The organism is Paenibacillus lupini (assembly GCF_011761355.1).
Lineage (GTDB): Bacteria > Bacillota > Bacilli > Paenibacillales > Paenibacillaceae > Pristimantibacillus > Pristimantibacillus lupini.
Map to the genome: position 1 here is coordinate 515,264 of NZ_JAASRW010000005.1, position 19,983 is coordinate 535,246.

General features: G+C 45.8%; 16 protein-coding genes. 7 read left to right on the forward strand and 9 right to left on the reverse strand.

All coding sequences use genetic code 11. The features are described 5' to 3' along the window. Positions 1-7 precede the first annotated feature (7 nt). Both FHS17_RS18780 and FHS17_RS18785 read right to left on the reverse strand, forming a co-directional pair. The gene (locus tag FHS17_RS18780) at positions 8-838 is read right to left on the reverse strand and encodes a carbohydrate ABC transporter permease (protein ID WP_167279950.1); all 831 of its coding nucleotides are present in this window, start codon (positions 836-838) and stop codon (positions 8-10) included. Then, on the reverse strand, positions 839-1,696 hold the full coding sequence (locus tag FHS17_RS18785) for a carbohydrate ABC transporter permease (protein ID WP_167280079.1): 858 nt from the start codon (positions 1,694-1,696) through the stop codon (positions 839-841). Positions 1,697-1,857: 161 nt separating this feature from the next. Between FHS17_RS18785 and FHS17_RS18790 the strand changes: the two genes are divergently transcribed. Both FHS17_RS18790 and FHS17_RS18795 read left to right on the forward strand, forming a co-directional pair. Further along, complete coding sequence (locus tag FHS17_RS18790; protein WP_167279951.1) at positions 1,858-3,690, forward strand: cache domain-containing sensor histidine kinase; 1,833 nt, start codon at positions 1,858-1,860, stop codon at positions 3,688-3,690. Beyond that, positions 3,687-5,300: a response regulator transcription factor gene (locus FHS17_RS18795; RefSeq protein WP_167279952.1), complete on the forward strand. Its 1,614-nt coding sequence runs from the start codon at positions 3,687-3,689 to the stop codon at positions 5,298-5,300. The genes FHS17_RS18790 and FHS17_RS18795 overlap by 4 nt, the downstream gene beginning before the upstream one ends. 268 nt (positions 5,301-5,568) lie before the next feature. Here FHS17_RS18795 and FHS17_RS18800 read toward each other — a convergent pair whose 3' ends face one another. Further along, positions 5,569-6,330 carry an SDR family oxidoreductase gene (locus tag FHS17_RS18800; protein WP_167279953.1) on the reverse strand — a complete coding sequence of 254 codons (762 nt, stop codon included), beginning with the start codon at positions 6,328-6,330 and terminating at the stop codon, positions 5,569-5,571. Further along, on the reverse strand, positions 6,327-6,701 hold the full coding sequence (locus tag FHS17_RS18805) for a MerR family transcriptional regulator (RefSeq protein WP_167279954.1): 375 nt from the start codon (positions 6,699-6,701) through the stop codon (positions 6,327-6,329). The genes FHS17_RS18800 and FHS17_RS18805 overlap by 4 nt, the downstream gene beginning before the upstream one ends. A 188-nt stretch (positions 6,702-6,889) precedes the next feature. Here FHS17_RS18805 and FHS17_RS18810 point away from each other — a divergent pair, with 188 nt between their 5' ends. Continuing rightward, complete coding sequence (locus FHS17_RS18810) at positions 6,890-7,645, forward strand: hypothetical protein (RefSeq protein WP_167279955.1); 756 nt, start codon at positions 6,890-6,892, stop codon at positions 7,643-7,645. Between the two features lie 53 nt (positions 7,646-7,698). Here FHS17_RS18810 and trhO (FHS17_RS18815) read toward each other — a convergent pair whose 3' ends face one another. The 4 genes from trhO (FHS17_RS18815) to FHS17_RS18830 form a co-directional block, all read right to left on the reverse strand. Next, a complete protein-coding gene (trhO, locus tag FHS17_RS18815; RefSeq protein WP_167279956.1) occupies positions 7,699-8,592 on the reverse strand; it encodes an oxygen-dependent tRNA uridine(34) hydroxylase TrhO in 894 nt (297 codons plus the stop codon). Between the two features lie 4 nt (positions 8,593-8,596). Continuing rightward, positions 8,597-8,851, reverse strand: coding sequence for a DUF1450 domain-containing protein (locus FHS17_RS18820; protein ID WP_167279957.1), 255 nt, complete (start codon positions 8,849-8,851; stop codon positions 8,597-8,599). A gap of 6 nt (positions 8,852-8,857) precedes the next feature. Next, on the reverse strand, positions 8,858-9,781 hold the full coding sequence (gene trhO / locus FHS17_RS18825; RefSeq protein WP_167279958.1) for an oxygen-dependent tRNA uridine(34) hydroxylase TrhO: 924 nt from the start codon (positions 9,779-9,781) through the stop codon (positions 8,858-8,860). Positions 9,782-9,881: 100 nt separating this feature from the next. Next, positions 9,882-10,775: a LysR family transcriptional regulator gene (locus FHS17_RS18830; RefSeq protein ID WP_167279959.1), complete on the reverse strand. Its 894-nt coding sequence runs from the start codon at positions 10,773-10,775 to the stop codon at positions 9,882-9,884. 107 nt (positions 10,776-10,882) lie between these two features. Between FHS17_RS18830 and aroC the strand changes: the two genes are divergently transcribed. From aroC to FHS17_RS30925, 4 genes are all read left to right on the forward strand, one after another. Beyond that, positions 10,883-11,938, forward strand: a complete 1,056-nt coding sequence (aroC, locus tag FHS17_RS18835) for a chorismate synthase (protein ID WP_167279960.1) — start codon at positions 10,883-10,885, stop codon at positions 11,936-11,938. An 82-nt stretch (positions 11,939-12,020) separates the two neighbouring features. After that, entirely contained in the window at positions 12,021-12,710 is a 690-nt protein-coding gene (locus FHS17_RS18840) for a TerC family protein (RefSeq protein WP_415639887.1), read from the forward strand. Positions 12,711-12,836: 126 nt separating this feature from the next. After that, positions 12,837-13,268 (forward strand): DUF4830 domain-containing protein, encoded by a 432-nt coding sequence (locus FHS17_RS18845; protein WP_243865425.1) that lies wholly within the window; start codon positions 12,837-12,839, stop codon positions 13,266-13,268. Positions 13,269-13,466: 198 nt separating this feature from the next. Further along, positions 13,467-17,144: a rhamnogalacturonan lyase family protein gene (locus FHS17_RS30925; RefSeq protein ID WP_167279962.1), complete on the forward strand. Its 3,678-nt coding sequence runs from the start codon at positions 13,467-13,469 to the stop codon at positions 17,142-17,144. 54 nt (positions 17,145-17,198) lie between these two features. Here FHS17_RS30925 and acnA read toward each other — a convergent pair whose 3' ends face one another. Beyond that, positions 17,199-19,907 carry an aconitate hydratase AcnA gene (acnA, locus tag FHS17_RS18855; protein WP_167279963.1) on the reverse strand — a complete coding sequence of 903 codons (2,709 nt, stop codon included), beginning with the start codon at positions 19,905-19,907 and terminating at the stop codon, positions 17,199-17,201. Positions 19,908-19,983: the final 76 nt, after the last annotated feature.

Here is a 19,983-nt window from a genome sequence, read left to right on the forward strand (position 1 = left end):
ATTGATTTCACCCTTTAAGCGATCCGGAAGAGATGCCTTCGATAATATGTTTTTGAAGCATCAGGAACATGATAATGATTGGTGTAATCCCCATGGTCAGACCAGCTAAAGCGAGATCCCATTGCTTCGTATATTGCCCAAAGAAGCGGGTAATCGCAAGCGGAATGGTCGTCAAATCCTTGTTGGAGCCAATAATAAGAACAGGCAACAGATAGTCATTCCAAATCCATAAGCCGTTCAAAATAATGACTGTAACGATAATAGGACGAAGCAGCGGGAATACGATCCGCCAAAATACGCCGTAAGGCGAGCATCCGTCAACAACAGCAGCCTCTTCAATCTCAAGCGGAACACTCTTGATAAAGCCATGGAACAGGAATACCGACAGCGACAATCCAAATCCGAGATAACAGACGACAATACCAAACAGGTTAGCGCGAAGCTCCAGGAAGCTCGTCACGCGTACCAGCTGCAGCATAACCGATTGGAACGGAATGATCATTGCCGAGATGAAGCAGGTAAACAGGATTTTATTAAAAACGGTAGGCTTCCGAACAATCCGATAGCCGGTCATCGCACTAATGATGACGATGCCTGTTACGCTGATGCCGGTAATCAGAATGGAATTCCACAGCGCTTTCGGAAATTTAATAATATCCCAAACCTTCGAGTAATTCGAGAAAAGATACTTGTCCGGGAGCGATGCGGCGTCCACCATAATTTCGCCTAAAGCTTTAAGCGAATTGACGAGTACGAAATAAAAAGGTGCTATGAATATCAGAGCAAGCAAGATGGCTGCAGTTGCAATAGCCCAGAGCCTGGAACGGGAAGCTGTCATTTAAGCTTCAACCTCCTTCCGTTTGGTCAGCCACACTTGTGTGACGGCAATAATCGATACTGCGAAGAAGAAGAGCATCGCTTTGGCAGTACCTAATCCGTAGCGGTTGTTAACCAGCGCCTCGGCATAAATGTTATAAGCAAGCGATTGGGTAGAAGTACCCGGACCACCTTTGGTCAAGGACAAGTTTAGATCGAACATTTTGAAAGCACCAGAAGTCGTTAGGAATAAACATACTGTAATGGCAGGCATAACGAGCGGCATAATCACTTTACGAACCGTCTGCAAGTAACTAGCGCCATCAATTGTTGCTGCTTCCATCAAGTCTTTTGGTACACCAACAATTGCAGCGATGTAAATAACCATCATGTAGCCGGTAGTCTGCCAGACGAAGACGATCACGAGTCCCCAGAAGCCGGTCTCAGGAGTGCCAAGCCAAGGAAGCTCGAAGAAGTGCCAGCCTGTCATTTCGCCGATTGTTTTGAACCCTTTGGTGAAAATAAATTGCCAGATGTAACCAAGCAGAATGCCGCCAATCATGTTTGGCAGGAAGAAAATCGTCCGGAGCGTATTCCGGCCACGCATCGGGCGGGTTAACAAAAGCCCAAGGAGAAGTGCCAATATATTCGTCACCACAACCGTAACGACCGTAAACTTCAGTGTGAATTTAAAGGCTGCCCAGAACTTATCGTCATTCGTAAAGATCCGGTGGATGTTATCCATACCGATCCATTTGGCCTTATCCAGATCGAGGCCGTTCCATTCGGTGAACGAGAAGTAGAAGCCAAGCAGGAACGGAATAAGTACGATAATCGTGAAGACGATCATACCAGGTCCGACAAATACAAGCTGCTGCATCCATTCGTTTGATTTTTTTCGTAAGTTCACTTTTGATCCCCCTTGAAAATGTGACTTCAATGTCGATGTGTATAGCTAGACTATAAACAGTTATTGAAATTTGAACCACCGATAGATATGATGGGTTTGGTGTAATATATTGACCTTGGGGGTAGGACGTCATGTTTGCGTTCGCAACAAGTATTAACCGAAAATTGATGGCGCTCTTGCTTGCCGTTACGATTATTCCGATCACCGTATCCATGATTATCTCGAATTATTACATCAAGGATAAGGTTACGGAGCAGTCGATTCACGAGAATCAGAATCTGCTTGCATTAGGCAAAAACAATATATTAGGCTATATGGACAAGATCAACGAAAACTCGCTTGATGTGTATTTGAATATCAATAAGTCCAACTCGCTTTATGCCTTGATCGAGAGAGGCGAGTCGCCAAATGTGAATGTGCCGATGTTCGATGAGAAGAACAATTTGCAGATTTACACCCATATGCTGAACATCTATCAATCAACAAATGGGATTTTGCAAATTCAGCTGCAAATTGGGGATGGCAAGCTTACGTATCTGATGGCGCGTGGATTTTTCCGGAGAGGCATCAATCAGCAGCTAGAATGGCCGGCAAGTCATGGGACAAGCCCTAAGCCGTTCGTTGAGGCGACACATACGAGTGGACATTATAATTTGGATTGGAGTCATGCTGTCAAAGAGGAAAGCGTTTTCACCTTGCGCAGGCCGATCATCAGGACACCTAGCGATGAAGTCATTGGTTACCTCTCGATGGATGTTAAGTCAGCTGACCTCAATCAGATTTGCAAGCAGCTTACGATGTCGTCCGAGGAACAGCTTTATCTTATTGATCGAAACCGAAATTTTGTATGCTCCGTGAATGGTCAGGAGGACCAATCACAGCTGAAATGGACCGATCAAGTACTGGCCTCTGACCAGGAAAACGGCGTCATTAAGTGGAAAGATCAGTCATTTTCCGGCATTGTGATCTATGATACATTGAGTACCAATTATATGGATTGGGTTGTTGTGAAGCAGCTGCCTTACTCGTATTTATACGAAAGTGCAACGACGATCCGGACGATTAATACATCCGTTATCGGTATCTTTATGGTGCTTGCGGTCATTGCCAGCTTCTTAGTTACCTACCAGTTTACGAAGCCGATCAAGCGGCTGATTGGCCATATCAATCAGGTTCAATCCGGTAATTTCAATGTTGTAGTTCCGGTGCAGCGGAAGGACGAAATTGGTATTTTGGCAAGGCGATTTAATACGATGATTCATACGATCCGGGACTTGATTAACAGCGAATATCGGCTTGAGATCGCGAACAAGACGAATCAGCTGAGGGCGATGCAGGCCCAGATTAATCCGCATTTTTTGTACAATGCTTTGCAGTCTATTGGTACGCTCGCTCTTCATGCAGGTGCACCAAAGGTTTATACACTCATCACTGCTATTGCGAAAATGATGCGTTACAACATGAATACAAGCGAGTCGGTTGTGCCATTTGCTATGGAATTAAATCATGCGAAAGCTTATCTCGAGCTTCAGCAGCAGAGATTTAATGAGCAGCTGACCGTTCATTATGAGATTGATCCGGCTTCATTGCATGTGCAGGTACCTAAGATGCTGCTGCAGCCGTTGATTGAGAACTATTTTAAGCATGGTTATGAGACATCTGGGCGAAACGGCATCCTGCAGCTGTTCTCTGAGGTGACAGATGAAGGCAGATGGCTGACAGTGCGGATTGAGGATAATGGCAGCGGGATGGACCCGGATAAGCTGCGGGAGCTTCAGCAGCTATTGCTCCGTTCAACAGGAGCGCTGCTGGAGGAACAGAAGAGTATCGGCATCAGCAATGTATGGATGCGTCTGAAGCTCTATTACAACGAAGAAGCGGAGATGAGTATTGAATCGGCGCCTTCGGGCGGGTTCATGGTCACGCTGAGATTACCTGTACAAGAGCTGGAGGAACGAGCATGAATATACTCATAGTGGATGATGAACAGCATGTACGCGAAGCCATTAAGCTGCTGATTGATTGGGAACAGCTAGGCATTCATCAAATTTTTGAAGCAGATAACGGTGATTCTGCCATTGAGCTGCTTGGAAAGATTCAACCTGAGATTGTGATTACAGATATGCGGATGCCAAACCGTGATGGTGTGGAGCTGCTAGCCTGGATGAAAGAGCATGGTCGTAAGAGTAAATCAATTGTCATCAGCGGTTATGATGACTTCCATCTGGTGCGAAGCTCTATGAAATATGGCGGTCAGGATTATCTGCTTAAGCCGATTGATCCCGAGCAGCTAACGGAAGCTCTTCAGAAAGCGAAGCTTAGCTGGGAACAGGAGGATCAAGCACGTAGACTTGATCAGCAGCGCAGTATCGAGATCAATCAGATTAAGCCGGTGTACCGGGATAAGCTGTTCTCGACCATGATTAGTGAAGCTGGATCAGGCGTTCAGGTGACTGTGCCGGCGGTACTGAAAGAAGAGTTTGGGCTTGAAAATGTAGAGCAGTGCCAGGTCATTATTCTTAGCACGGGAATGCTGGAACCACAAATTTCCCGCAAATTTAACGGTAATCGGGATTTGCTTTCTTTTTGCCTGATTAATGTGTGTAACGAGATATTAAAGCAGAAAAATAGCGGATTTGCTTTCCGGCATTGGAACAGCGATCATGAGATTATTATTTTGCTATGGCATCGGCTCACGGAATGGGAAGCTTTATTGGCTCTCATAACAGAAGGTATCCTAAATTCGATTCATGGAAAATTCCATTATGGAGTAGGGCAGGCGCAGCCTTTTCCAAACGGATTGTTCTTATCGTATCAGGCTGCCCGCTCAGCATTGAAACAACGGAATTTGCTTGCGGAGAGCAGCTATATTCATCGAAGTGAACAAGGCTTTACAACAGGTGTCTATTCCTTAAGTATCGCATCTTATGAGGAACGTTTCCGGCTTGCGGTTTGGAGCGGCAAAGAGAAAGATATTGAGACGGCGGTGGAAAGTTTTCTGGATGCTGCCCGGGATCTGCCGGCTATTAGTCAGGAACAGGTTGAACTATGGCGCTTTGAATATGAGTCTATGCTGAGTCGCTGGCGGCAGGATCTTGCAGCGAAACAGGAGGTACAGGCAAGTTCTGAGCCACCTCCAGGTCTGCCATTATTCTTATTACTGGATGAACAAGGAAGGCTGTCATTGGAATTATGCAGACGTGAGCTTATTAACGGACTTACTGTTTTTGCGGCACTAACCGGTGCTGGAGGTAATAAAGAGCACAGCATTATGCGAGATATTGCGAAATATATGGAGCAGCATTATAACCGTGAGGTTACGCTCCAAGATATATCCGAGCGTTTTTATTTGAGCCGGGAATACATTTCACGCCGATTCAAGCAAGAGATGGGAGAGAACGTATTCGACTATCTAGGCCGTATTCGTGTAGAAAAAGCCAAGCTGCTGCTGCAAAATCCGAATCTGAAAATCGCTCAGATCGCCGAGATGGTCGGCTATGATGATGATAAATATTTCAGCAAGGTGTTTAAGAAGTTTGAGGGGCAGTCGCCTAACCAGTACCGGAAGTTATGATGCGCAGAAGTTTAATAGAGGTTCATGCTGCAAACTACGAATTCAAATGTTCTTCCGATCGCTGTTGCTCGGGGATTCCTAGATTGGAATTTTAATAAGTGGGAATCCCCGAGCAAAGGCGAACGCTGCGCTTCTCCAGAATCATTTGAACTTCTTCGTTTTTGTTTAACCTCTCTTAAAAAGTGCGCTCACAAAAATAAAAAACCAACCAAAAAGGAGCTTGCCATATGGCAGCTCCTTTTTGGTTAGCTGGATTAGTTTGTTTAATTTACTCGATCATATTTTTTGTTGCCTCGTACATGTTTGCTGCGTATTTGTCGATATCATCACGAGACATACGGAGGCGGTCTACGGAAGTGCCGTAGCCGATTTCGCTTTTGCCTTCTTCGAGCCCTTGGAATATGCCGTCTGCGAAGGCGTCGAGAGGTTCTCCATGCACATGAAGACCTGCTCCGCCTAGGTTGGTGTTTACTGCCGGAGGTGCAACCTCAATGACTTCAACCGATGTATCCGAAAGCTGGAGTCTAAGCCCCATTGTGAAGGAATGGAGAGCCGCTTTTGTAGCCGAATAGATGGGTGCAATTGCAAATGGTGTGAAGGCTAGTCCGGATGTAACGTTGATAATCGCCGCATTTTCTTTAGCTGCAAAGAAGGGAGCAAACAGTATTGAAAGATGGAAAGGCGCCTCGATGTTGGTTGTAATCTCTTTGGCAAAATAACTCCAGTCATTCTTTACATCCGCATTGAGCACGCTGAAACGCTGCTGGATTCCTGCGTTATTAACCAGCACATTAACTTCTGGGTAATTTGTCGTAACCCAATCAAACAAAGCAATACGTTCAGCTTCACTATCCAGATCACTGACACGAGTAATGAGGCCAGGTGTTTTTTCTTGTGCCTCTTGCAGGACATTCTCACGTCGTCCAGTAACAATGACGGTGTTGCCGGCTTTTAAGAAGCGTTCTGCAAAAGCTAATCCGATTCCTGAACTTCCGCCTGTAATGAGTATTGTATTTCCTGTAAGCTTCATAGTAACGCCTCCTGAATGCGATTAGTGTAACGTGTGATTTTCTCTTCAATCCCTTTCAGGGATTCATTCATTAACGAAATTTCAGCAAGCACATCTTGCTTATGGTTGTTCATCATCTCTAGTCGCAGCTCGATCGTGCTGTCCCCTTCGATGATCCAATCGATATATTGCTTGATTTCACTAATTGACATGTGGGTGTTTTTCAAACAGCCAACCGTTACAAGCAGTGAAATCTGATCCTCTGAAAATAACCGCCTGCCAGCTTCATCACGCTCAATTATCGGCAGTAAGCCTTTCTTTTCATAAAAACGTAAGGTTGATTCCGGAATATTTAATCGGGCAGCAGCTTCACCAATGGAGTAATACTTCATCTGGAGTCCTCCAATTTATTGTCGACGGGAATATCATACGACTTAAACCTTGGTTTAAGTCAAGAAGAATGCGAAAAGAAATAATTTTTTACAGATGATATCCTCAGATAAGAACGGCTGAGCAGGAAATCTTGAAAAATTTGTTGAACTATTTTGGGAATGAAAATAAAAAATAGTGAGGTAGAAGCATGGGAAATGCTTATCAAATCCCTATACTGCTTGAACAACTAATGAGCTGGGAACGAGGGTTTTCACACGAAGTTGATTACTTAGAGACTCCAACAGGTCTTTATTTAGGAATAGATACTAAAGAAACAGGAGGGTATTTCTGTACACCAGTGGACTCATATCCATTCGCACGTACAGGAGTTGATGGTATACATTACGCCTTTTTAACCGATTTTGGTCATGTTACAAATTTGGATGAAGCACCAGTCATTCGAGTTTCTCCGATGGATTCGGACCGTGTGAGTCTTGTTGCCCGAAATCTGCATGACTTTTTCGCTTTATACTTATTCGATGAACTTGTAACCATGAATGAGTATTCGAGTGAAGAGGAATATTTGGAATACGTTCGTAAGGAAGAAGCGAAGGATTTAAATTCCGAGTGGTTTGATCATGACCGTTGGAAACGAGAAAAAGCAATTGTACAAAACTCAATTTCTGAAACGTTTAACATATTTCCAATATCGAACCCTGTTCAATATATGCAGGAGATTCGGCTTGAACGTAGTCTTCAAGTATCAACCCTAACAAAGGATTCTTTAGGTATTGTGTTATCAAAAGTAATACCAGGTGAAAGTGAGGTACTGATAGCTTCCGTTCGGGATTTTCAGTATTCGGCTTGTTTTGACAGAGCTATTATTGAGCCTCTCGCTAAGGAGCTTGTTCAATTGGGATTCATCCATGAGGCACAGTCTTTACTTGCTCGAATGCTGCAATAACCCGATCAAAAAAAACGCCACAGGAATGATCCTGTGGCGTTCCTTATATAACATTAGCTCACTTTACACTCGTCCGAACAATGACCTTCATGCTCTGCTTCACATTCCTCGCAGCAGATGTGGCGCTGGTCGCATGTGACATTCTTGCAGTTGACGTAACGGTCTTCCGGCTTGCCGCAATGATGGCATTTGCCAATGATAACATCCTCATCCGTCCGGTTAATTGGCACTGAGATACGATCATCAAAGACATAACATTTGCCGTCCCAGAGACGACCTTTTACTTCTTCATCTTTGCCGTACGTCACGATGCCGCCTTCCAACTGGGCAACATTAGAGAAGCCTTCTTCAAGAAGAACAGCTGTCAGCGTCTCGCAGCGAATACCACCCGTGCAATACGTTAAGATAGGCTTATTCTTCGCATCTTCAGGCAGATTCTTGCGAATCCATTCCGGGAACTCACGGAACGACTCGACGGTAGGGCGAATCGCACCACGGAAGTGGCCGATATCATATTCGTAATCATTCCGTCCGTCAACGACAATCACATCTTCATGCTGAAGCTGATCGTAGAACTCCTTGGGTGACAAGCGTTTGCCAGTCTTCACATTCGGGTCAAGCTTCTTGTCATAACGCAGGGTTACTAACTCTTTCTTATGACGGACGAACAGCTTCTTGAATACGTGGCCGTCCGAATCATCAATCTTATAGGTAATGTCTTTAAAGAGCGGATGCTCATTCATATACGCCATATAAGCATCGGTTTGCTCAATTGTCCCGGAGCAAGTACCATTAATGCCTTGCTCAGAGATGAGAATGCGGCCCTTCACGCCAAGCTGCTTGCAGAAGCGCAGATGCTCAGCGGTCAATTGCTCGGGATTTTCCACATGCACATATTTATAATAGAGCAAAATGCGGTAAGATTTATTTTCGATAGTATCGGTCATTGGCTTACTCTCCAAAAAACTGTTTGATTTCCTCTTGCACAGCTTCTTCTACCTGCTTGAGGCATTCTTCCTTCGTATCCGCATAGATACGGTTCTCATTCACCATGGCATACGGTCTTGCCCGGCACAAATTACACATATTCAAGCAATCCGTGCGCATGACTGCCGCTTCCGGGAATTTATCTTCAATCTCCTCAAGTGGCAGCAGTGCCATCTCGTTACGGGTACATACCTCGACGACAACAAGCCCTAGTCCCATCTTTTATCACCGACCTGATAAAACTTTTAATTGACGTTTTGGTTCGTCATTCACTTTACACTCTGGCGAGCAGTAGCTCTCATGCTCAGCTTCACACTCAGGGCAGCAAATATGCTTACGGTGGCAAAGGTCGTCCGCACAGTTGATGTAGCGGTCTTCTGCTTTGCCGCAATGATAGCACTTGCCGACGATAATATCCTCGTCCGTCCGATTAATCGGTACGGAAATACGCTCATCAAACACATAACATTTGCCGTCCCATAGATGGCCTTTTACTTCTTCATCTTTACCATAAGTGACAATGCCGCCATCCAATTGAGCAACATCAGAGAAGCCTTCTTCAAGAAGTACGGCTGTCAAAGTCTCACAGCGGATACCGCCTGTACAATAGGTCAGGACGGTTTTGTCCTTTGCATCTTCAGGCAGGTTTTTGCGAAGCCATTCCGGAAACTCACGGAACGATTCAACCGTAGGACGGATCGCACCACGGAAATGGCCAATATCATATTCATAATCGTTGCGGCCGTCGATAATAATAACGTCATCACGCTGCAACTGCTCGTGGAATTCTTTCGGCGACAGGTGTTTACCTGTACGTACATTCGGATCAAGCTTCTTATCATAACGAAGGGTAACAAGCTCCTTCTTATGACGAACGAAGATTTTTTTGAACACATGCCCTTCGGATTCATCAATTTTGTAGACCATGTCTGCGAACAGCGGATTGCTGCGCATATGCGCGATGTAAGCATCTGTCTGTTCAATTGTACCGGAGCAGGTGCCGTTAATGCCTTGCTCGGAGATGAGAATGCGGCCTTTTACACCAAGATCTTTACAGAATTGAAGATGCTCAGCTGTAAGCTCTTCAGGGTTGTCTATATGCACGTACTTATAGTACAAAAGAATACGATAAGGTTTGTTTTCGCTCATGTCTAACGCTCCATTATTTAAGATTATCATTATATGTTAAAACTCTTAAATCACTTAGTCAACAACGAACAAGCGATACTTCTTGTCTAAATCAAGGTATTTATTGGGCCATTACCTCTTTCAGGAAAATGGAGGAACTGGCTGGCAATGTTGCATCTTTCCTTGTGACGACACCAATGGCACGTGTAGGCAGCGCCTCAAGCAATTGAACTTCGAATAACGTACCGTTATCCAGCTCCTGCTGAGCAAATCTACGGGTAATAAAAGCAGTCCCATAACCTCGCTGCGTGAACTCGATAATCATCTCCGTACTAGTCAGTTCAATGTCCGGCTCCTTATATATGCCATGAGCAGCAAGCCAATGCTCGACAAACAAACGCGTACTGCTGCCTGCCGTGGGTAATAATAAAGGAAGCTTAAGCAGTTCCCGAACGGAAATTGGTTCAGCGGCAAGCTCTCGGTATGCTTGACCAACTAAGAAACAATCTTGAATAGCCATTAGGGGCTGAATAGCAAGCTCTTGATCGTCAAATGGCAGATGCACGAAGCCTAGATCAATATTTTCTTCCTTTAACTGCTTGGAAATTTCATTTGTCTTGCTTTGTTGGAGACGGATCCGAACCTGCGGATGCTCAGCATGAAATTTATCAATATAAGGCAGAAGAATATGTTTAATAATTGGACCACTTGCGCCTATACGAAGTTCACCGCCATGTAGATTGGCAAGCTCGAGCAGCTTACGTTCGCCACGCTCAATAAGCTGGAATGATTGCTCGATATAATCGAACAGTGCTTTGCCTTCAATAGTAAGCTTGACTCCTTTAGAGCCACGGTCAAATAATTTGACGCCAAGTGAATCCTCAAGCTGCTTGATGGCATAGCTAACTGACGGCTGAGTAACGTGAAGAATTTGAGCCGCCTTTGTGAAGTTGCCTGTTCTTGCCGTGTACAAAAAAATACGGTAGCTTTCCAAGTTATTTAATCCGTTTGGCATAAACCCTCTCTATCGCAAGGCTATTGTATTGTGATTTCATTTATTGCTCTTTTGAAATTATAATGAATTTAATCGAGATAGTCAAAAGAGAAAGGTTGGTTTTTTATATGTCAGGAAGCAGCTTTGGCACTCATTTCAAAATGACCACGTTTGGCGAATCACATGGCGAGGCAGTAGGCGTTATTATTGACGGTGTCACTCCAGGAGTTGAACTTACAGAAGCAGATATTCAAGTGCAAATGGACCGCCGTAAGCCAGGTCAATCCTCGGTTACTACACCACGTAAGGAATATGATATTATCCGCATTTTGTCTGGTGTATTCGAAGGCAAAACAACAGGCGCACCGCTTGCTGTTATGCTGAACAACACCGACATGAAATCGAAGGATTATGAGTCGAATCGTCGTTTGTTCCGTCCTGGTCATGCGGATTTCACTTATGTCCAAAAATATGGTCACCGCGACCATCGTGGAAGTGGACGTGCATCTGGCCGTGAAACGGCTGGTCGTGTGGCAGCTGGTGCGATTGCACGCAAATTGCTGGAAAGACGCGGCGTATCCATCGTTGCTTATACGAAAGAAGCTGGTGGTATTAAATGTGAGACACTTGATGAATCCATCATTGAAAAAAATCCAATGCGTGCAGGTGATCTGAATGCGGCGGAGAGAATGGTCAAACGTGTGGAAGAGCTGGCGGCAGCAGGCAACAGCTGCGGCGGTGTTGTAGAGTGTATCATCCGCGGCGTGAAGCCGGGGATTGGCGAGCCGGCATTTGATAAGCTGGATGCAGAACTGGCGAAAGCGATGCTGTCCATTGGTGCGGTAAAAGGTATCGAATTTGGCGCAGGCTTTGCAGCTACAACGATGCTTGGCAGCGAGCATAATGATGAAATGGACGCAAATGGCTTTTTGACTAACAATGCTGGCGGTATTGTTGGTGGGATCAGCACGGGTCAAGATATTATTTTCCGTATCGCGGTTAAACCAACCTCTTCGATCTCGCTGCCGCAGCAAACGGTTGACGAAGAAGGTACGGAGCATACAATTGAAACGATTGGCCGTCATGATCCGTGTATCTGCCCTCGTGTTGTGCCAGTAGTGGAAGCGATGGCCTGCATGGTTGTTGAAGATTTGTACAAGCGCAATACCGCTCTTCATGATTAATTATCAATAATTAATACAACCCTTGTGAAAAATAAACTATAATGATTGTTATTATGGTTTATCTTGCAAGAAAGAAGGGGAATTGGATTTGACGCCGTTTGAATTTTTAACTACATTGCTGTCCATTGTATTTATTGATCTTATTCTGGCTGGCGATAATGCGATTGTTATCGGTATGGCAGCGAAGAGACTGCCGAAAGAGCAGCAAAAAAAAGCGATCCTATATGGGACATTTGGGGCGATATTGCTTCGAATTGTTGCAACTTTACTTGTTGTTTACTTACTCGATATTCCTTGGCTGCTTGCTGCAGGGGGAATCGTACTTCTGTGGATCGCATACAAGCTGCTTGTACAGGAAGAGGACCATGGCAACATTAAAGCAGGTAACACGCTGTGGGCTTCTGTGTGGACGATCGTCATTGCAGATGCCGCAATGGGACTTGATAACGTTATTGCAGTAGCGGGAGCTGCAGGTGGCCATAAGCTGCTTGTGATCATCGGTCTCTTGATCAGTATTCCTATCGTGGTATGGGGAAGCACCTTGTTTATTAAGCTTCTGAGCAAGTTCCCTTGGATCATCTATGCGGGCTCGGCTGTACTGGCTTACACCGCTTCGAAGATGATTACCCATGAGCCAGCTTGGAAAGATTGGTTCGACGATAATCAAGTTATCAGATGGCTTATTATTGCCATTGCAGTTGTAGCTGTGCTTGGAGCCGGCTTATGGACAAACGAATGGAAGAAGAAGCATCCAACAACAGCACATGAATAAAAAATAAAGGGCTGTCCTAAGAGCAGATTTACTGCTTTTGGACAGCTTTTTTGTGCCTGTACGTGCAACTTTGTTTCATATGAAGCGTCTTGGAATAGAAAAGGAAAATAAAGGGAGGTGGGCGCTTTGAAGTTAAAAATAGCAGCTCTTATCGTCATTCTAATTATGCTGACCGGATGTACGGAAGATAAGAAGGAACAAGTTGTAATTGGTAATCAACTACATATTGCTTATCTGAAGGATTACGGGTGGAGTATTGATCGGTTTGGCTCAGAAATCAAATACGCAGCGGGAACTTTATGTGATTATAAAGAGCATATGGATACTATACGAACTCAGGGGCAAATGGATTTGACTCCATTTCTTAACCAGGAAGTTATAGAAACCGGATATATATTGAAGGAGAAAACAAAGCAATATAATCAGATTGTAGGTTACATTTTAGAATCACACGAAGAGATTATAGGTGGTAATTTGGAATTTAATAACGAGGTCGAACAAGCGGATGGAACCATTCGAGTAGACTCGGGTAAAATAACGCCGATGAAAATGCACTGATTTTTAAAGGTTTAGTACTGAAATTTGAGTAGAGATTTCCAAGTAAATCCCCTATGATAGGGCTGGTCCACATTCAACGAGAAGAAAGTGCATAGTGAAATTCATGTAACAGTATTAGACATCGGATAAGAAAGGAGGAGCTTGACCGGGATCCCCATCTTTACCTATGGCAGTTACAATGAATGGAGGCTGAATTTGATGCATTTTTCACGGAAAAGATCGGCTTATTCCAAGCTGTTAATAGCTTTAATGGTCTTTACTTTATTAGTCCCTTTGAATATCGCTCCTGCTTATGCGGCAGATGCGGCTGTTGTGAATGAGGATTTCTCTACATATCCATTAGGCCCGCTCACAATTGGAAGCGGTAACAATTGGACGAAGGAAGGAACTGCACCTGTTGTCGAAGTCAAGAATGATCAGGGAGCAGACCGCACCTATGCCGCTATCAGCCATGATCTGACTGGTTCCTCTTATTTCGGTCAACGATTTGCTCCTCAGACCGGAGGTATGATTCTACAATTCGATATCAATATGCCAACAAGCAAAGGCGGAACCTTCTGGGTAATGGAAGGGAAGGTTAACGCGACTAATGCTGCAGTCACTCGCTTCCAGATGGATGCGGGGATTTTCAAACGCTATAATGGTCCAACCCTCGTCACCTACGACTCTACGCACTGGTATCGTTTTATGATGATCTACAATATCCCGAAAAAGAAATATGCTTTGAGCATCGTAGATTTGAATACGGGTGAAACCGTGAGCTCGAATGAAGATTTCTACAGTGCAAGGGAAAGAATAAGCAGCTTTGGCTTCTTCACCAATGCTGGCGGCGGCCGTTACAATCTGGCTAACGTAAAGGTGACTTCGCTTGATCTTGCTCTGTCGGATTTGCAGCTTAGCGCTGACGACTTTGTTCCTTCTTTCTCTTTTGACCCAACGAATGAGAACTACAGCTTTGATGTGCCATACTCCTCGAATGATCTGACAGTTACTCCAACAGCAAGCAACGCTGATGGTGTCAATCTCAAAGTAGGGAATTCAAGTGTAGCAAGCGGAGATCCAATTACCGTACCGTTAACGGTACCTTCAACAACGGTTGACGTAACCGTGAGTTCGAACGATTATACGGATGTATCCCGAACGTATACGCTACAAGTTAATAAGCTGGACAAGGCCCCTGCTGTAACGGATGTTTCGGCGGAAGGGCATGATGGCAAAGTGCAAATCGGCTGGAAAGCGCCTCTTGATCCTGCCTATAAAGCTGCGAATATCTACATTGTGAAATCAGATGGTTCAGAACTACTTGCTGCTACTGTTCCTAAAGGCGAGTACATTGCTTCTATTGACGGATTGGAGAACGAAACGGCTTATACCTTTAAAGTAACAGGTGTGTATGCTTATGACGGTGAAGGCGATACGGAGTCTGCGGCGGTCAGTATAAGCGAGACGCCTAAGCAGGTTCCAGCTAGACAAATGGAGGATTTGGGTAGAGGACTAGTAGCGATTGAAGAAGATGGTCAGATCTTTGTTTCCTGGCGTCTCCTTGGTACAGAGCCCGACAATCTCGGATTCAATCTGTATCGTAATGGCGTCAAAATCAACGCTGCTCCCATTCAAACCAGCACCAATTATGTTGATGAGAATGGAACTTCGGATTCTTCTTACTACGTTCGTGCAGTGCTGAACGGTACGGAACAGGAGCCTTCTGAGACGGTAACACCATGGGACACCAACTACCTCACCGTACCGATTGAAAAGCCTGCCGATGGCGTAACAAGTGTTGGCGAGGCTTATACTTACCGCGCGAATGATGCGTCCGTAGGTGATCTAGATGGAGACGGAACTTACGAAATTGTACTGAAATGGGATCCAAGCAACTCGAAAGATAACTCCCAATCGGGTATTACAGGCAATACTTATTTGGATGCTTACAAAATGGACGGCACACGTCTGTGGAGAATTGATATGGGTCCAAACATTCGCTCTGGTGCACATTATTTGCAGCCAATGGTTTATGACTTGGATGGAGACGGTAAAGCAGAAGTAGCAGCTCGGACAGCTGACGGAACCATTGACGGTACCGGAACTGTTATTGGCGATGCAGCAGCGGATTATCGCAATGACGGCGGTTATGTACTGGAAGGTCCGGAATATTTCACGATATTCGAAGGATCAACCGGCAAAGCACTTGCTACGGAAGATTATGATCCGCCAAGAGGCAATATCGGAGACTGGGGAGATACGTACGGTAACCGGATTGACCGGTTTGGCGCAGCGATTGCCTATTTGGATGGACAGCGTCCAAGCCTTATTTTGCAACGTGGTTATTATACTCGAATGGTGCTTGTCGCTTACAACTGGAGAGATGGTGAGCTGAGCAAAGTATGGAAATATGATTCTCCGAATCCTGGATACGGGCAGGGGAACCATCAGCTTAGCGTGGGTGATGTAGATGCCGACGGCAAGGATGAGATCATTACCGGCAATACAGCTGTAGATGATGACGGCACTTTACTATGGAGCACTAAGCTCGGTCATGGCGATGCCATGCATCTAGGCGACTTGATTCCTTCACATCTGGGCCTTGAGTTGTGGACAGTGCAGGAAGAGACAGGCAGCCCATACTCGGCAACGATGATTGATGCACGGACAGGTACACCGTTATATGGACAGCCTCAGGTTGGCGCGGATACGGGTAGGGGATTGTCGGCTGATGTAGACCCAAGATATGAAGGTGAAGAATCCTGGGCCATTGATGCAACGAAGTCGGCAGCTACGGAAAGCAATCTGAACGGCTTCATGTACAATGCAGAAGGTAAGAAAATATCGACCGTAATCCCGACTTCTAACTTTGCCATCTGGTGGGACGGCGATTTGAGCCGTGAGCTTCTGGATCATGATTGGAATGCGGCTACCGGTAACGGTGTTCCGAGGATTGATAAGTGGGATTATGAGAACAATCAGCTCGATCGACTTGAGACTTTTAGCGGTACATTTTCCAATAACGGGACAAAAGGTAACCCCTCTCTGCAAGCCGATCTTCTTGGCGACTGGAGAGAAGAGGTTGTTGTTAGAACGGAAGACAGTAGCGCGCTTCGTATCTATTCCACAACAGCTGTAACGGATCAGAAGATACGTACACTGATGCACGACCCGATATACAGGCTGGGTATCGCGTGGCAGAACACAGGCTATAATCAGCCGCCGCATACAAGCTTCTATCTGGGTAACGGAATGGATACGCCAGCAGCACCTAATATTTATCTTGTAGATACAACGGCACCTTCAACATCGGATAATGCTCCTAGTGGATGGGTGAATCATGATGTAACGGTTAACTTAACGACTAGTGACAATGTTTCCGGCGTTGCAGCTACTTACTATACGTTGGATGGAGGCGCGAAGCAGGAGGGGACGTCGCTTCATGTTATTGAGGATGGCGTGCATACTCTTGTCTATTGGAGCGAGGATCACAAAGGCAATGTAGAGGTTGCGCATTCAGTTAGTATTCAAATCGATAAGACAGCACCTGCATTGAAGGTAACGCTCGATAAAACAGAATTGTGGCCGGCGAATCATAAGCTGGTTAATGTAAATGCTGTTGTAGAAGGAACAGATCCTACTTCGGGGATTGCTTCCGTTGTATTGACCTCCATCACCAGCAATGAGACGCTGGCAGCAGGGAAGGATGCGGATATTCAAAGCGCTGATTACGGCACATTGGATCAGTCGTTCAGCCTGCGTGCAGAACGTTCCGGGGGTGTGGAAGGACGTACTTACACCATTACGTACACAGTAACTGACAAAGCCGGTAATGTAACAAATAAATCTGTTACCGTCGTTGTTCCTCATGATCAATCGGGTAAGAATAAATAGGAAATAAGCAAAAAAGGTGAGCCGCGAAGGCTCACCTTTCTTATTAAGAATGAATTAGTTCTGAATCATTTGACGCAGTACAGTTTGCAGGATACCGCCGTTACGGTAGTAGTCAACGTCCACAAGGGAGTCAAGACGTACGATAACTTTGAATTCCAGTTGCGAACCGTCTTCGCGAGTTGCGATAACGGAAACCAGGTCACCAGGTTGAACATCGTTCGTCAGACCAACGATATCGAATGTTTCAAAGCCTGTCAGACCAAGCGCCTGCCAGCCTTGGCCAGCTTGGAATTGAAGTGGAAGAACACCCATACCAACCAGGTTGGAACGGTGGATACGTTCGAAGCTTTCTGTAATAACGGCTTTAACACCCAGAAGGAACGTACCTTTTGCTGCCCAGTCACGGGAGCTGCCTGTACCGTACTCTTTACCGCCGAGTACAACCAGGTTTGTTTTGTCTGCTTGGTATTGCATCGATGCTTCGTATACGGAAGTTACTTCGCCAGTAGGCTGGTAAGTCGAGAAGCCGCCTTCAGTACCTGGAGCCATGTGGTTACGAATACGGATGTTCGCGAATGTACCACGAACCATCACTTCGTGATGACCACGACGGGAACCATAGGAGTTGAAGTCTTTCTTCTCAACGCCGTTAGCGATCAGATATTTACCGCCTGGAGCATCTGGACGGATGCTGCCTGCAGGCGAGATATGGTCAGTTGTAACCGAGTCGCCAAGAGCAAGCAACGTTTTTGCTGCTTTGATGTCTTCAACGTCACGGATGCCGTCAGCAAGGCTGTCGAAGAACGGCGGGTTAGCGATGTAAGTGGATTTTGGATCCCACTCGTACAGTTCGCCTTCTGGTACTGGAATAGCGTTCCAACGTTCGTTTTGCGTGTATACATTCTCGTATTTCGCACGGAACATTTCTGGGGACAACGAAGCGCTCATCGCATCAGCGATTTCTTGGTTTGTTGGCCAGATGTCTTTCAGGAAGACTGGCTCGCCTTGCGGATCAAAGCCGATTGGCTCGCTTGCAAAGTCGATGTTAACTGTACCAGCAAGTGCGTAAGCAACAACTAGTGGCGGCGATGCCAGGTAGTTAGCTTTGATTTGCGCGTGGATACGGCCTTCAAAGTTACGGTTACCGGACAATACAGCAGCAACTGTCATGTCGTTGTCAGCGATAGCTTGGCTAACGTCGTCTGGCAATGGACCGGAGTTACCGATACAAGTTGCGCAGCCATAACCTGCAACGTGGAAGCCAAGAGCTTCAAGGGACTCGAGCAGGCCAGCTTTTACGAGATAGTCAGTAACAACCAGGGAACCTGGAGTCAGCGAGCTCTTCACGTATTCTGGTTTCACGAGACCACGAGCGACAGCTTTCTGCGCAACAAGGCCAGCGCCAACCATAACGCTAGGGTTAGAAGTATTTGTACAGCTTGTGATTGCGGCCAGTACAACTGCGCCTGCTTTCATTTCGCTGACTTTGCCGTTAGCGTGGTTAATAGTAACAACTTCTTCTGTTTTCTCTTCTGTCAGGCCGTAACCGCCTTTGTCGACTGGCTTGCGAACGATTTCGTTCCAAGCTTCTTTCATCGAAGTCAGCTCGATACGGTCTTGCGGACGTTTAGGACCAGCAAGGGAAGGTACAACAGTAGCCAGATCAAGTTCAACTACTTCAGTGAAGGTAGGGTCTGGCGTAGCATCTGTACGGAACATGCCTTGAGCTTTGTAGTAAGCCTCAACCAGCTCGATTTGCTCTTCTGTACGGCCAGTAGCGCGCAAGAATTCAAGTGTAGTTGTATCAACAGGGAAGAAACCAACTGTTGCGCCATACTCAGGAGCCATGTTGGCAACTGTAGCACGGTCAGGCAGGCTGATGTTGGACAGGCCGGAACCGAAGAACTCGACGAATTTGCCTACAACGCCTTTTTTACGAAGCAATTGCGTGATTGTCAGGGCAAGGTCAGTCGCTGTAGCGCCTTCTGCCAAGCTGCCAGTCAGTTTGAAGCCGATAACTTCAGGAGTTACGAAGTAGAGTGGTTGACCAAGCATACCAGCTTCTGCTTCGATACCGCCAACGCCCCAGCCAACGATACCAAGACCGTTGATCATAGTCGTATGGGAGTCAGTACCTACAAGGGAATCTGGGAATACGAAAGTTTCGCCGTCAACTGTTTTTGTAGCAGCAACGGATGCCAGGTACTCCAAGTTAACTTGGTGAACGATACCTGTATCTGGTGGTACAGCACGGAAATTATCGAATGCCGTTTGTGCCCAACGGAAGAAGCGGTAGCGCTCTGCATTCCGTTCGAACTCGATACGTTGGTTGATTTCCAGTGCGTCTGGGGAACCAAACGCGTCAACCATTACCGAGTGGTCGATTACGAGATCGACAGGTACAAGCGGGTTGATTTTTTTAGGGTCGCCGCCAGCTCTTTTAACTGTTTCACGCATTGCTGCAAGGTCAACAACAACTGGTACACCAGTCAAGTCTTGCAGTACGATACGGGAAGGAATGAATGGAATTTCTTTGTCATCGCGGTTAACCGCCCAGTCAGCCAGTTGTTTCACATGCTCTTTCGTAATAGCACGGCCGTCGAATTGACGAACTGCGCCTTCGAGCAATACTTTAATGGAAAATGGAAGTTTAGAAATTTCGCCGAGTCCTTGGTCCTCAAGTCCTTGCAAACGATAGTAAGCATACGACTTGCCGCCGACTTCCAGGCTGGACCGTACAGAGTATTGATCTTGGTTTGCCATGTGCGGGAATTCCTCCTTGGAATAATGTTGACGATTTTGCTTGTTTCATTCTGTGAAACTCTATTTCAAAAATCGT

What these genes read in the sequence shown, in the direction of transcription:
- FHS17_RS18780 (WP_167279950.1), bottom strand. Translation starts at nt 838, where the DNA reads ATGACAGCTTCCCGTTCCAGGCTCTGGGCTATTGCAACTGCAGCCATC.
- FHS17_RS18785 (WP_167280079.1), bottom strand. Translation starts at nt 1,696, where the DNA reads ATGCAGCAGCTTGTATTTGTCGGACCTGGTATGATCGTCTTCACGATT.
- FHS17_RS18790 (WP_167279951.1), top strand. Translation starts at nt 1,858, where the DNA reads ATGTTTGCGTTCGCAACAAGTATTAACCGAAAATTGATGGCGCTCTTG.
- FHS17_RS18795 (WP_167279952.1), top strand. Translation starts at nt 3,687, where the DNA reads ATGAATATACTCATAGTGGATGATGAACAGCATGTACGCGAAGCCATT.
- FHS17_RS18800 (WP_167279953.1), bottom strand. Translation starts at nt 6,330, where the DNA reads ATGAAGCTTACAGGAAATACAATACTCATTACAGGCGGAAGTTCAGGA.
- FHS17_RS18805 (WP_167279954.1), bottom strand. Translation starts at nt 6,701, where the DNA reads ATGAAGTATTACTCCATTGGTGAAGCTGCTGCCCGATTAAATATTCCG.
- FHS17_RS18810 (WP_167279955.1), top strand. Translation starts at nt 6,890, where the DNA reads ATGGGAAATGCTTATCAAATCCCTATACTGCTTGAACAACTAATGAGC.
- trhO (WP_167279956.1), bottom strand. Translation starts at nt 8,592, where the DNA reads ATGACCGATACTATCGAAAATAAATCTTACCGCATTTTGCTCTATTAT.
- FHS17_RS18820 (WP_167279957.1), bottom strand. Translation starts at nt 8,851, where the DNA reads ATGGGACTAGGGCTTGTTGTCGTCGAGGTATGTACCCGTAACGAGATG.
- trhO (WP_167279958.1), bottom strand. Translation starts at nt 9,781, where the DNA reads ATGAGCGAAAACAAACCTTATCGTATTCTTTTGTACTATAAGTACGTG.
- FHS17_RS18830 (WP_167279959.1), bottom strand. Translation starts at nt 10,775, where the DNA reads ATGCCAAACGGATTAAATAACTTGGAAAGCTACCGTATTTTTTTGTAC.
- aroC (WP_167279960.1), top strand. Translation starts at nt 10,883, where the DNA reads ATGTCAGGAAGCAGCTTTGGCACTCATTTCAAAATGACCACGTTTGGC.
- FHS17_RS30925 (WP_167279962.1), top strand. Translation starts at nt 13,467, where the DNA reads ATGCATTTTTCACGGAAAAGATCGGCTTATTCCAAGCTGTTAATAGCT.
- acnA (WP_167279963.1), bottom strand. Translation starts at nt 19,907, where the DNA reads ATGGCAAACCAAGATCAATACTCTGTACGGTCCAGCCTGGAAGTCGGC.